Source organism: uncultured Jatrophihabitans sp. (assembly GCF_964251945.1).
Lineage (GTDB): Bacteria > Actinomycetota > Actinomycetes > Mycobacteriales > Jatrophihabitantaceae > Jatrophihabitans.
In genome coordinates, this window is the sequence record NZ_CAXULP010000001.1 from 405377 (window position 1) to 417583 (window position 12207).

Sequence of the window (12207 nt, forward strand, 5' to 3'; positions counted from 1 at the left end):
CGACGCGTGCGGTTCTTCTACGACTGCGAGTTCATCGAGGACGGCGCCACGATCGACCTCGTCTCGATCGGCGTCGTCGACGAGACCGGCCGCGAGTTCTACGCGATCTCGACCGAGTTCGACCCGGCCCGCGCCGGCGAGTGGGTGCGCCGCAACGTGCTGGACAAGCTGCCTTCGCCGGGCGACCCGGTCTGGCGCTCACGCGAGCGCCTCCGCGAGGACCTCGTGGCGTTCCTGCGCGCGCCGGGGGCGCCGATCGAGTTGTGGGCCTGGATGGCCGCGTACGACCACGTCGTCCTGTGCCAACTGTGGGGCGACATGCGAGCCTTGCCGCGGGACATCCCGCGGTTCACCCACGAGCTTCGGCAGCGCTGGGAGGACGCCGGCAGCCCGCCGTTGCCCGCGGCGCCGCCCGACCAGCACGACGCGCTCGCCGACGCCCGGCACAACCTCGCCCGCTGGAACGCCATGCATAGTGAGACGAAGCTGGAAGCCGAAGGCAAGAGCGATACGCAAGGATCTGCCGGATCGCGACGACAACAGTGAAGGCCGGGGTGGCGGAACAGTGAAGGCCGGGGTGGCGGAACAGTGAAGGCCGGGGAGGCGGAACAGCGGTGAGGATCGGAGTGCTGACCGGAGGCGGCGACTGCCCTGGCCTGAACGCGGTGATCAGGGCCGTGGTGCGCAAGGGCGCCGGCGTCTACGGCCACGACTTCGTCGGCTTCCGCGACGGCTGGCGCGGCCCGCTCGAGAACGCGACGATGCCGCTCGGCATCGCCGAGGTGCGTGGCATCCTGCCGCGCGGCGGGACGATCCTCGGCTCGTCGCGCACCAACCCCTTCAAGGTCGACGGCGGCGTCGGCCGCATCGTCGAGAACCTGCACGCGCTCGGGGTCGACGCTCTGGTCGCGATCGGCGGCGAGGACACCCTCGGCGTCGCGACCAAGCTCGCGGACAGCGGCGTGCACGTCGTCGGCGTGCCGAAGACGATCGACAACGACCTCGGCGCGACGGACTACACGTTCGGCTTCGACACGGCCGTCAACATCGCGATGGAGGCGATCGACCGGCTGCACACCACCGCGGAGTCGCATCACCGCGCGCTCATCGTCGAGGTGATGGGCCGGCACGCCGGCTGGATCGCGCTGCACGCCGGCATCGCGGGCGGCGCGAACGTCATCCTGATCCCCGAGCAGCCGTTCTCCCTGGAACGGGTCTGCGCGTACGTCGAGAGCCGCTTCCAGGCGCATTACGCGCCGATCGTCGTCGTCGCCGAGGGCGCCACCCCGGACGGCGGCGAGAACGCGACCGTCGAGAAGGGCTTGGACGCGTTCGGGCACGCCCGGCTCGGCGGCATCGGCGAGTGGCTGGCCGGCGAGATCGAGAAGCGCACCGGCAAGGAAGCCCGCACCACGGTGCTCGGGCACATCCAGCGCGGCGGCACCCCGACGGCGTTCGACCGGGTGCTCGCCACCCGCTTCGGCCTGCATGCCATCGACGCCGTCGGCGAGCACGACTGGGGCACGATGGTGGCGCTGCGCGGCACCGACATCGTCCGCGTGCCGCTGGCCGAAGCGACCGCCGAGCTGAAGACCGTGCGCCCCGAGCTGTACAGCGAGGCCGAGGTCTTCTTCGGCTGACGCTTACGCTGGGCGGGTGAGTGCGCTGCCCGCCCCGCCCGTCGACGCCGCGAATGCCGCCAATCCCGACGACCTCGGGCTCGACGCCTGGCGCGCGCTGCCCGCCGCGCAGCAGCCGAGCTGGCCGGATGCGGTGGCGCTGCGCGAGGCCGCGCTGACGCTTGCCGGCATGCCGCCGCTGGTCGTCGCGTCCGAGGTCGACCAGCTGCGCGCGCGGCTGGCGGCGGTGGCGCGCGGCGAGGCGTTCCTGTTGCAGGGCGGCGATTGCGCGGAGACGTTCGCGACCAGCTCGCAGAGCGACATCGCCGGCAAGGTCCGCGTCCTGCTGCAGATGGCGGTCGTGCTCACGTATGGCGCGTCGATGCCGGTGGTGAAGCTCGGCCGGATCGCCGGCCAGTACGCGAAGCCGCGCTCGTCGGACATCGACGCCAGCGGTCAGCAGTCCTACCGCGGCGACATGGTCAACGAGCTGTTCGGCGACCGCACGCCCGACCCGCGCCGCATCGTGCGCGCCTACTCGACCGCCGCGTCGACGCTCAACCTGCTGCGCGCCTACGCCGGCGGCGGCCTCGCCGCGCTCGACCGGGTGCACGCGTGGAACGCGGCCTTCGCGCGCTCGACCGACACCGGCGCGCGGTATGAGAAGCTCGCCGCCGAGATCGACCGCGCGGTGCGGTTCATGCGCGCGTGCGGCGTGCACGACTCGGCGCTCGAGGGCGTCGAGCTCTACGCCTCGCACGAGGCGCTGATCCTCGAGTACGAGCGCGCGCTGACCCGGATCGAGACAGACACCGCTGGACGGGCCAGCGCCTACGACCTGTCCGCCCACTACGTCTGGGTGGGCGAGCGCAGCCGGCAGATGGACGGCGCGCACCTGGACTTCGTCTCGCGCATCGCCAACCCGATCGGCGTCAAGCTCGGGCCGACGACGACGCCGGAGCTCGCCGCGGAGCTCGTCGAGCGGCTCGACCCGGCCAACGAGCCCGGCCGCCTGACGCTGATCAGCCGCATGTCGAACGCGTTGGTGCGCGACGTGCTGCCGCCGATCGTCGAAAAGGTCGAGTCGACCGGCCACCGCGTCGTCTGGCAGTGCGACCCGATGCACGGCAACACCGAGGAGACCGCGGACGGCGTGAAGACGCGGCACCTCGATCGGATCATCGACGAGGTCGACGGCTTCTTCGACGTCCACTCCGAGCTCGGCACCCACCCCGGCGGGCTGCACGTCGAGCTGACCGGCGACGACGTCACCGAGTGCATCGGCGGCACCGCCGACCTCACCGCCGCCGACCTCGGCCGTCGCTACGAGACCGCCTGCGATCCGCGGCTGAACATCGAGCAGTCCCTCGAGCTGGCGTTCCGCGTCGCGGAGCGGCTGGTGGCCGACCGCCGCCGGCGCGAGCAGGCTGCGCGCTGACCCCGCATCAGTGGTCACTTGCGGCGGTCAGTGGCCGCGCGAGAGCGACCACTGACCGCGCCAAGTGACCACTCATGGAGGTTTCGTGACGACCGTCGATCTGCGCTCGGACACCGTCACCCGGCCGAGCCCGGCGATGCGCGCCGCGATGGCCGGGGCCGAGGTCGGCGACGACGTCTACGGCGAGGACCCGACTGTCGCTGCGCTGGAACAGCGGGTCGCGGCGCTGCTCGGCCACGAGGCCGGGCTGTTCGTGCCCTCCGGCTCGATGGGCAACCAGCTCGGGCTGCGGCTGCTCGTCAAGCCTGGCGAGGAGATCGTGTGCGACTCGATGGCGCACATCGCCCGGGCCGAGCTCGGTGCCGCCGCGGTGTTCAGCGGCATCACCTTCCGCACCTGGCCGGCGCGGCGCGGGCTGCTGGACGTCGCCGACGTGCGCTCGCTGATCAGCCCGGACGCCGGGCCGTACCTCGTGTCCACCGCGGCGATCGAGGTGGAGAACACGCACAACTTCGGCGGCGGGACCGTGCAGCCAGCCGAGCAGGTGGCCGCCGTCCAGCAGCTGGCCCGCGCGCACGGGCTCGGGCTGCACCTGGACGGCGCGCGGCTGTGGAACGCGCACGTCGCCACCGGCCGGCCGCTCGCCGAGCTGGCCGGCGGGTTCGACACGGCGTCGGTCTGCCTGTCCAAGGGCCTCGGCGCGCCGGTGGGCTCGGTGCTGGTCTCGACCGTCGGGCGGATCGCCGAGGCGCGGATCTGGCGCAAGCGCTACGGCGGCGGCATGCGCCAGGCCGGCATCCTCGCCGCCGCTGGGCTGCACGCGCTGGACCACAACGTCGGGCGGTTGGCCGACGACCACCGGCGCGCTGCCGAGCTGGCCCGCGCGTTGGGGGCGGACCCGGCGAGCGTCGAGACGAACATCGTGGTGCTGGACGTGCCGGACGCCGCCGCCGTGGCCGGCGCCGCCGCCGAGCAGGGCGTGCTGGTGTCGGCGCTCGGACCGCGGTTCCTCCGCCTGGTCACCCACCTCGACGTCGACGACGACGGGCTTTCGCGGGCGATCCACGCGCTGCGCCCGCTGATCGCGTCCGCCGGTGCGGCCTGAGCTCGTCGGCGGCATACTGTGCCGCGTGACGACACCGCCGCCGCCCGGACCGCCCGGCTACAACCCGCCCGTCCACAACCCGCAGCCCTATGGGGCCGCGCCGTACCCGCAGCAGCCGGCTGCCGGTGGAAAGGTCCGGCTGCGCGGCCGCACGCCGCGCCGGCTGAGCCTGATCTTCCTGATCGCGGCGGTTGCGGCCTTCATCGCCGGCGGCGTAGTGCTTGCGACGAAGTCGCTCGGCAAGGTCGACGGCTTCCACCGGGTCTCCGTCGCCGCCGGCCAGGGGACGGTCACGCTCGACGGCACGGGCAAATGGGTCGGCTACTACGAGGCGAGCAACGTCACCAGCTCGATCGACCGAATCCCGGAGTTTTCCGTCGCGATCGCCGATCCGGCGGGCCAAGCGGTGCAGTTGGACAAGTTCGGCAAGCGCAGCGACGGCAAGGTCGACAAGCTGACCTACGACTACAACGGCCATCACGGCGCCGCCGCGTTCCAGTTCACCGCGAAGCAGCGCGGCAAGTACACGATCCGGCTGCAGGCAGACGAGACGCTGCCGTCAGACGCCGGGGTGGCGATCGGCCGCGACATCACCACCGGGACGGCGGTCGGCGGCCTGCTTATCGTGCTCGGCGTGCTGCTGTTGATCGCCGCCATCGTCCTGCTCATCGTCGGGCTGGTGAAGCGGAGCCGGCACAAGCGCGAGCTTGAGTCCGGGGGATACCCGGGCGGCCCGCCGCCCGGCGGCCAGTGGGCGCCGCAGCAGCAGGGTGGCCAGTACGACCAATACGGGCCGCAACCGGGATCCGGCCAGCCGGGGCAGTACGGCCAGCCGGGGCAGTACGGGCAGCCCGGCCAGTACGGGCAGCCGGGCCAGTACGGGCAGCCGGGGCAGTACCCTCCGCCGGGGTATCCGCCGCCCGCTGCAAACAGCTGACAGAGTCAGTCGGCCCTGCGTCAGCCGGCTAAGTGTGCCGCGGACGTGCGGCCGAGCAGCGGCGGGATCGTCGCCACCGCCTGCGCCAGCTCGTCCAGCGACTCACCGACGAGGGCCTGCGCGCCGTCGCACAACGCGGACTCCGGCCGCGGATGCACATCCACCATCACGCCGTCGGCCCCGGCGGCGATGCCGGCCCGCGCCAGCGGCACCACGAGGTCGCGGCGGCCAGCGGCGTGCGACGGGTCGACGATCACCGGCAGGTGCGACTGCCGCTGCAGCATCGCGACCGCCGACACGTCGAGCATGTTGCGGATCGACGGCTCGAAGCTGCGCACGCCGCGCTCGCACAGCACGATGTCGAGGTTGCCGCGCTGGGCGATGTACTCGGCGGCCATCAGCCACTCCTCGTACGTCGCGGTCAGGCCGCGCTTGAGCATGACCGGCTTGCCCACGGCGCCGACCGCCTGCAGCAGCGCGAAGTTCTGCATGTTGCGGGTGCCGATCTGCAGCATGTCGGCGTGCTCGGCCACGACGTCCACATCTGCGGCGTCGGTGACCTCCGTGACGACGGGCAGCCCGATCTCCTCGCGGACGTCGGCAAGGATGCGCAGGCCCGCGACGCCGAGGCCCTGGAACGCGTAGGGCGACGTGCGCGGCTTGAACGCGCCGCCGCGCAGCAGCGTCGCGCCGGCCCGCTTGGCCATCAGCGCGGACTCGAGGGTCTGCTCGGCGGTCTCGACGGCGCAGGGGCCGGCGATGAGCGTGAACGTATCCGGGCCGATCGGCACGCCGCCGACCCGGATCGTCGTGCGCTTGCGGTGGTTCTGCGCCGACACCAGCTTGTACGCGGCGGTGATCCGCATCGTCTCGGCCACGCCGGGCAGGCTGCGCAGGTTGCTCTCGTCGAGTGTCTCGAGCACGTCCTCGGTGCCGACCACGCCGACGATCGTGCGCATCACCCCTCGGCTGACGAAGGCCTGCCCGCCGTGCGTCTCGATGTGGCCGACGGTGGCCTGCACGTCGGCGTCCGTGGCGTCCGGCGCCATCACGATCACCATGGCAGCCAGCCTAATGCGGGCCGCGGCGCCGGCCGGTGTGGTTTCCAGCCCGCGGGCGGCTCCGACTCAGTAGGCGAAGAGCTTGACGGTCGAGCCCACTGCCACCGAGGCGCCACTCTTCGGGCTGAGTTTCAGCACCCGCGCGTCCGGACCTGGATCCGGATTGCCGAGAATTCCGCCCGCCGCCGCCGGCAACACCTGAGCCTTCAGTCCGGCCGCGAGGAGCGCGTTCTCCGCGTCCGCGACCGTCGTGTAGTAGACCGGGATCTCCGGCACGGTCACCATTCGCGGACCGCGGGATACGTGAATGGTGATCTTGCTGCCGGCCGGTTGCTGGCCGTTGGGGCTGACCGAGATGACCTGGCCCGCGGCATAGACATCGTCGTAGCTGCGGGTCGGCGCCGGCACGAACTTCGCGTTGCGCAGCGTGTGCTCGGCGTCGCTCAACGGCGTGCCCGGGTCGATCTCCGGCACCTGCAGGATCGGCGGCCCGGTGGACAGGATGATCGTGATGGGCTGCCGCTTCGTCACCTGCGCGCCCGCCGCGGGGATCGTGCCGATCACCTTGTTCTTGCCGACGGTCATGCTCGACTCGAGCTTCGGCCGTTCGGCGATGTCGAGCGGGCCGACGGCCAGCAGCGTCGAGCGGGCGCCTGCCTCGCTCTGGTTGCGCACCCTCGCGACCGAGTAGTAGTGCGGGCCGGCGGACAGCACGACGGTGACCACGGTGCTGCTGACCGCCCGGGTCGTCGCGCTGGGGTTGGTGCGCAGCACCTGGTCCTTCGGCACCTTGCCCGAATCGTCGAACTCCGGCCCCGGCGCCACCTGCACGTGGCCGAAGCCGGCCTGGTGCAACGCGGTCACCGCCTCGGCGCTGCTGTCGCCGCGGACCGACGGCACCCGCGCGTAGCGGCCGGCCGCGAACCACCAGCCGGCCCAGCCGGCGCCCAACCCGAGCAGCAGGATCAGCAGGACGACCAGCAGCGCCCGGCGTCGGCGGCGGGGCTGCCCGCCGCGCTGGCCCGCGGCGTTGCGGGAAGCGCCGGGCGGGATGACGATCGGCGGCGGCGGTCCACCGGCGGCCCGGCCGGCGACGGGCGGGCGGCCGCTGCCGCCGGGCAGCGCGCCGCCGGCCGGCAGCGTGGCGTCGGCGCCGCGCTGCCCGCCGGCGCGTCGCGGGCTGTCCACGCCGCGGCCGAATCGGCGCGGCGGCGCCACCGTCCCCGCGGCGCCGGCCAGCGGCCCGTCGCCGGCGACCACGGTGTCGTGCCGCGTCGCGATCCGGCCCATCGTGTCGGTGGTGGCGAGGTCGGGCGTCCGCGGGCGGCTCTGGTGGTGCGCCCGGCGGTCGCGGCTCGCGCCGCGCTCGCGCGGCGGCACGGGCACGACTGGCAGCGACAGCTCGGCGCGGACGTCGGCCAGCTCGGCGAGCATCGCGCCGGCGTCGCCCGGCCGCGCGGTCGGGTCGCTGTCGGTCGCGGCGACGACGAGCTCGTCGAGCTGGTAGGGGATTCCCCCGGCCGGTTTCACCTTCGACGAGGGCGCGGGCACCCGTGAGTGGACGTGCTGCCATGCGACGTTCATCGCCGAGTCGCCGCGGTAGGGCGGCTCGCCGGTGAGCAGCTCGAACAGCACGATGCCAGCGGAGTAGACGTCCGAACGCGGGTCGGCGGCGCCGCGGGAGATCTGTTCCGGCGAGCAGTAGGCGACGGTGCCCATCATCAACCCGGTGCGGGTGGACGCGGCGTCGGACTCGACGGCCCGGGCGAGGCCGAAGTCGGCCACCTTCACCACGCCGTCGTCGGACAGCAGGATGTTCTCCGGCTTCACGTCGCGGTGCACCAGCCCGGCGCGGTGCGCGGCGGACAGCGCGCTCAGCACCGGCTCCATGATCGACACGGCCTGGGCGGCGCTGAGCCGGCCGCGCTCACGCAGCAGCTCGCGCAGCGTGCGGCCCTCGACCAGCTCCATCACCAGGAACACGTGGTGGCCGTCCGGGCCGTGCTCGTGGCCCTGGTCGTAGACCGAGACGGCGTTGAGATGCGTCAACCGCGCCGCGGCACGCGCCTCGCGGGCGAACCGGTCGTTGAACGCCGGGTCCGCCGACAGCGCCGACGCCATCACCTTGACGGCGACAAGCCGATCGAGCCGCTCGTCGACAGCGGCGTACACGGTGGACATCCCGCCCCGCGCGACGCGGTCCAGGATCCGGTAACGCCCTTCCAGCGAGCGGCCGACCAGGATGTCCCGAGCCGCCGTCTGCACGGCCGCGATTCTACGGTCGCCGGGCGCATCCGTCCGGTGACGCACCGTGCGCGCTCAGAGTGGCCGGTCCGCGCCCGGCTAGCGTGGGCGTCGTGGCAGCACCCGACGGCGCGGGCAGCGCGACCCTCGGGACGGCCGAACTGCTCGCCGACGCCGAGCGCCCAGGCGGCTGGGTCCTGCTCGTCGACCGCATCCGGCAGTCCTACGTCGACCTCGACGACCCGACCTACCTGGACTTCGAGTACAGCCAGGTGTGCGCCGACGTCCTTGCCGCGCTGCCGGCGCCGCCGCCCGCCGCGCTGGCCGTCACGCACGTCGGCGGCGGCGCGTGCACGCTGGCCCGCTTCATCGCCGCGACCCGTCCCGGCTCCTCGCAGATCGTGCTGGAGCCGGACACCGCGGTCACCGCGCTCGTCCGGGCCCGGCTGCCGCTGCCGCGCAACGCCCGGATCCGCATCCGGCCGGTCGGCGGCCGCGCCGGGATCGGCGAGTTGCGCGACGCGAGCGCCGATGTCGTGGTGCTCGACGCCTTCCTCGGCGGCCGGGTGCCCGGCGAGCTGACGACGCTGGAGTTCCTGACCGACGTCGCCCGGGTGCTGCGCCCGGACGGCGTGCTGCTCGCCAACATCGCCGACGGGCCGCCGCTGACCTACACCGCGCGGGTCGCCGCCACTATGCGCGCCGCGCTGGCCGGTCGCGACAACAGCGTCGTGGCGATCGCCGACCCCGCGGTGCTCAAGCGCCGCCGGTTCGGCAACGTGGTGCTGGCGGCGTCCCGGGCGTCGTTGCCGCTGCCCGCCCTGCGCGCCGCGGCGGCTCGCGCGCCGTTCCCGCGCAGCGTGACCTCGACGCTCGGCCGCGGCGTCGCGCCGCTGCGCGACGCCGACGCACAACGTTCGCCAGCGCCGCCGGAGGACTCCTGGCGGGTGGAGCTCGACTGGCCCGACGACGTCGACGCCTGAGCGAATCGATCGATCTGCCGGATGGGACGATGTGCGGGTGAGCGTCTCGCCCGAGCTGCACCGCAACCGTGCGCGGGCCCAGTCCTTCGGCAGCGTCGCAGCCGAGTACGACCGCGTCCGCCCGACCTATCCCGACGCGCTGATCGTCGAGCTGCTCGGCCGCGGCCCGCGCGACGCGCTGGACGTCGGCTGCGGCACCGGCAAGGCGGCGCGTTTGCTCGCTGCTCGCGGCCTGCCCGTCCTCGGCGTCGAGATCGACCCGGCGATGGCCGAGGTCGCGCGGGCGCACGGCATCGAGGTGGAGGTCGGCGCCTTCGAGACCTGGGACAACGCGGGGCGCCGGTTCGACCTGCTCACCTGCGGCCAGGCCTGGCACTGGGTCGACCCGGCGCGCGGCGCGGCCAAGGCCCGCGAGGTGGTGCGCCCGGGGGGCACCGTCGCGCTGTTCTGGAATCGGGTCAGCCACGCTGACGACGTGCACGAGGCGCTGCAGCAGGTGTACGAGCGCATTTCGCCGGACCTCGCCGACCAGCCCGACCGGCGCCTCGCGCGGGACCGGTCGGCGGCGACGGACGGTCTGGCCGCGGCCGGTTTCATCGACCTGACCGAGCGCGAGTTCACCTGGCAGCGGGACTATTCGCGCGCGGAGTGGCTGGCGCTGCTCAGCACGTTCAGCGACCACCACCTGCTGCCGGCCGACCAGTGGCGGCAGCTGTCTGCCGGCGTCAGCGAGGTCGTCGACGCCCGTGGCGGGACGATCACCGCGAGCTACCGCACCGTCTGCATCCTGGTCCGCGCGCCCGGCGAGCGAGCGTGAGCGCCGAACCGGTGAGCGGCGTGGACCTGCTGCCCGTCCCCGAGGTCGCCGAGCTGCTCGGGATCAAGGTCAACCGGGTGCATCAGCACGTGCGGGACGGCCAATTGCTGCTCGTCAGGCGGGCGGACGGCACGCGCGGCGTGCCCGCCCTGCTGATCCTAGACGGCGCCGTGGTCAAGCACCTGCCCTCGGTGATCACCCAGCTGCGCGACGCCCGCTTCGCCGACGACGAGATCGTCGACTGGCTGCACCGCGAGGACGACTCGCTGCCCGGGTCGCCGATCGAGGCGCTGCGCGCGAACCGCGGCGCAGAGGTCAAGCGGCGCGCCCAGGTGGCGGGTTACTGACGCCGGCGATGGGGCACGGCGCCTACCTGCTGATCCTCGCCGCGTGCCTGGTCGGGACGCTGCCGCTGGAGCTCGTGCTGCGCGTGCGCGTCTACGCGCGCTGGCGGCGGCTGCTGGCGGCGTTGCTGCCGGTGGCGGTCGTGTTCACCGCCTGGGACGTCGCCGCGATCCACGCCGGCTGGTGGCGCTACGACCCGCGCCGCACGATCGGGGTCACGCTGTTCGGCCGACTGCCGCTGGAGGAGCTGTTGTTCTTCCTCGTGATCCCGGTGTGCGCGGTGCTGACGCTCGAGGCCGTGCGGGCGCGTCGGCCGACGTGGCTGATTGGCGACGAGCTGAGCGGCGACGAGCGGTGACCTACACGCTGGCCGCCCTGCTCGCCGTGGCGGCGGTCGCGGCGCTCGACCTCGCCGTGCTGCGCACCCGGCTGCTGGGCCGTCGCGCGTTCTGGACCGCCTACGGGATCGTGCTGTTCTTCCAGCTCGTCGTGAACGGGCTGCTGACCGGATTGCGGATCGTGCGCTACGACCCGGCGGAGATTGTCGGGCTCCGGATCGTCTACGCGCCGGTCGAAGACCTGCTGTTCGGCTTCGCGCTCGTGCTTGCCACGCTCAGCCTGTGGGTGTGGACGGGTCGGTTGGGCGGGGCGCGCGGCGGGCCAGGTAGGCGCGCCGGGCGCCGGCCAGTCCCACGGCGGCGCGGCGCGGCAGCCCGACGCTCACCCGGCCGCTGAACACGTCGTAGTCGGCCCGTTCGATCTGCTCGAGGATCTGCGCGTAAAGGGTGAAGGCGGTGCGCAGGCAGTCCCGCGAGGACGCGTCGACCAGGTCGATGCCGGGCGCCGCCTGCGCGTAGATCTGCCGGGCGCGCTCGATCTCCCACGCGAGCAGGTTGCGGATCGACTCGTCGACCCGGCCGCGGGCGAGCCGGTCGCGGTCGACGCCGAAGCGGCGCAGCGACTCCTGCGGCAGATACACCCGGCCGCGGCGCAGGTCCTCGCCGACGTCGCGCAGGAAATTGGTCAGCTGGAACGCCACGCCGAGCGAGATCGCGTGCTGCTCGAGCAGGTCCCAGCGCACGTCCTCGTCGGCCCGGCCGAGGATCGGCAGCATCTGCAGCCCGATCACCGCGGCCGAGCCCCACATGTACTTCTCCAGGTCGGCGTAGGTCTCGTAGGTCGTGACGGTGAGGTCCGCCGTCATCGCCGTGACGAAATCGGAGAGATAGCTGCGCGGGATCGACCAGCGGCGCACGGTGTCGAGCACTGCGCGGCCGATCGGGTCGCTGGTGGCGCCCCACTCGAGGTCGGCGAAGAAGTCCGCACACCAGTCGCCCAGCCGCTGCGCGCGTCGCTCCGGCGCCAGATTCGGCTGCTCGTCGACGAGGTCGTCGAGATAGCGCGCGAAGCCGTACAGCGCGTGCACGTAGGGGCGCTTGGCCGGCGGCAGCAACAGGGTCGCGAGGTAGTACGTCCGCCCGTGCGCGGCGTTGAGCCGCCGACAGCGCGCGTAGCTGTCACGCAGCGCCGCGTCGGTGATCCCGGCCGCGTCGAGCTCCCGGCCGGCGACCGGGCCGACCCCTCGCACGCCGACCGGTCCGGCCCGTCGCGTGCCGTTCATTGGGGCTCGTTCATCGGGGCTCGTTCATCGGGGCTCG

The 12207-nt window shown here is 73.3% G+C and carries 11 protein-coding genes and 2 pseudogenes; 10 read left to right on the top strand and 3 right to left on the bottom strand.

Annotated elements, in window-relative coordinates; all coding sequences use genetic code 11:
* The first annotated feature begins 6 nt into the window (after positions 1–6).
* The 5 genes and pseudogenes from ACFFBG_RS01870 to ACFFBG_RS01890 all read left to right on the top strand — a co-directional run bounded on the left by ACFFBG_RS01870 (position 7) and on the right by ACFFBG_RS01890 (position 5099).
* Entirely contained in the window at positions 7–546 is a 540-nt protein-coding gene (locus ACFFBG_RS01870) for a polyadenylate-specific 3'-exoribonuclease AS (protein ID WP_375475028.1), read from the top strand.
* Between the two features lie 68 nt (positions 547–614).
* Positions 615–1640, top strand: coding sequence for a 6-phosphofructokinase (locus tag ACFFBG_RS01875; RefSeq protein ID WP_375475030.1), 1026 nt, complete (start codon positions 615–617; stop codon positions 1638–1640).
* Between the two features lie 53 nt (positions 1641–1693).
* A pseudogene (locus ACFFBG_RS01880) lies at positions 1694–3057 on the top strand (class II 3-deoxy-7-phosphoheptulonate synthase).
* A 136-nt stretch (positions 3058–3193) separates the two neighbouring features.
* The gene (locus ACFFBG_RS01885; protein ID WP_375476201.1) at positions 3194–4162 is read left to right on the top strand and encodes a threonine aldolase family protein; all 969 of its coding nucleotides are present in this window, start codon (positions 3194–3196) and stop codon (positions 4160–4162) included.
* 25 nt (positions 4163–4187) lie between these two features.
* Complete coding sequence (locus tag ACFFBG_RS01890) at positions 4188–5099, top strand: hypothetical protein (RefSeq protein WP_375475032.1); 912 nt, start codon at positions 4188–4190, stop codon at positions 5097–5099.
* A 20-nt stretch (positions 5100–5119) separates the two neighbouring features.
* On the opposite strand, the gene aroF is transcribed toward ACFFBG_RS01890, so the two are convergent.
* Together aroF and ACFFBG_RS01900 are read right to left on the bottom strand one after the other, a co-directional pair.
* Positions 5120–6160 (bottom strand): 3-deoxy-7-phosphoheptulonate synthase, encoded by a 1041-nt coding sequence (gene aroF / locus ACFFBG_RS01895; RefSeq protein WP_375475034.1) that lies wholly within the window; start codon positions 6158–6160, stop codon positions 5120–5122.
* 66 nt (positions 6161–6226) lie between these two features.
* A complete protein-coding gene (locus ACFFBG_RS01900; protein ID WP_375475036.1) occupies positions 6227–8425 on the bottom strand; it encodes a protein kinase in 2199 nt (732 codons plus the stop codon).
* Between the two features lie 92 nt (positions 8426–8517).
* Here ACFFBG_RS01900 and ACFFBG_RS01905 point away from each other — a divergent pair, with 92 nt between their 5' ends.
* From ACFFBG_RS01905 to ACFFBG_RS01925, 5 genes are read left to right on the top strand one after another with little or no spacing between them, the layout of a single operon-like run.
* Entirely contained in the window at positions 8518–9387 is an 870-nt protein-coding gene (locus ACFFBG_RS01905) for a spermidine synthase (RefSeq protein WP_375475038.1), read from the top strand.
* Positions 9388–9424: 37 nt separating this feature from the next.
* The gene (locus ACFFBG_RS01910) at positions 9425–10204 is read left to right on the top strand and encodes a class I SAM-dependent methyltransferase (RefSeq protein ID WP_375475040.1); all 780 of its coding nucleotides are present in this window, start codon (positions 9425–9427) and stop codon (positions 10202–10204) included.
* Entirely contained in the window at positions 10201–10551 is a 351-nt protein-coding gene (locus ACFFBG_RS01915) for an Rv2175c family DNA-binding protein (protein WP_375475042.1), read from the top strand. Before ACFFBG_RS01910 ends, ACFFBG_RS01915 begins: the two co-directional genes overlap by 4 nt.
* Positions 10552–10559: 8 nt before the next feature.
* Positions 10560–10907, top strand: a complete 348-nt coding sequence (locus ACFFBG_RS01920; protein WP_375475044.1) for a lycopene cyclase domain-containing protein — start codon at positions 10560–10562, stop codon at positions 10905–10907.
* Positions 10904–11284, top strand: a complete 381-nt coding sequence (locus ACFFBG_RS01925; protein WP_375475046.1) for a lycopene cyclase domain-containing protein — start codon at positions 10904–10906, stop codon at positions 11282–11284. The genes ACFFBG_RS01920 and ACFFBG_RS01925 overlap by 4 nt, the downstream gene beginning before the upstream one ends.
* A gap of 34 nt (positions 11285–11318) precedes the next feature.
* Here ACFFBG_RS01925 and ACFFBG_RS01930 read toward each other — a convergent pair.
* Positions 11319–12170: pseudogene (locus ACFFBG_RS01930) on the bottom strand (phytoene/squalene synthase family protein); the annotation flags it as partial.
* Between the last annotated feature and the right edge of the window lie 37 nt (positions 12171–12207).

Bases quoted from the DNA above. Each gene is read 5' to 3' on its own strand.
- aroF (WP_375475034.1), bottom strand. From the start codon at position 6,160: ATGGTGATCGTGATGGCGCCGGACGCCACGGACGCCGACGTGCAGGCC.
- ACFFBG_RS01920 (WP_375475044.1), top strand. From the start codon at position 10,560: ATGGGGCACGGCGCCTACCTGCTGATCCTCGCCGCGTGCCTGGTCGGG.
- ACFFBG_RS01885 (WP_375476201.1), top strand. From the start codon at position 3,194: ATGCGCGCCGCGATGGCCGGGGCCGAGGTCGGCGACGACGTCTACGGC.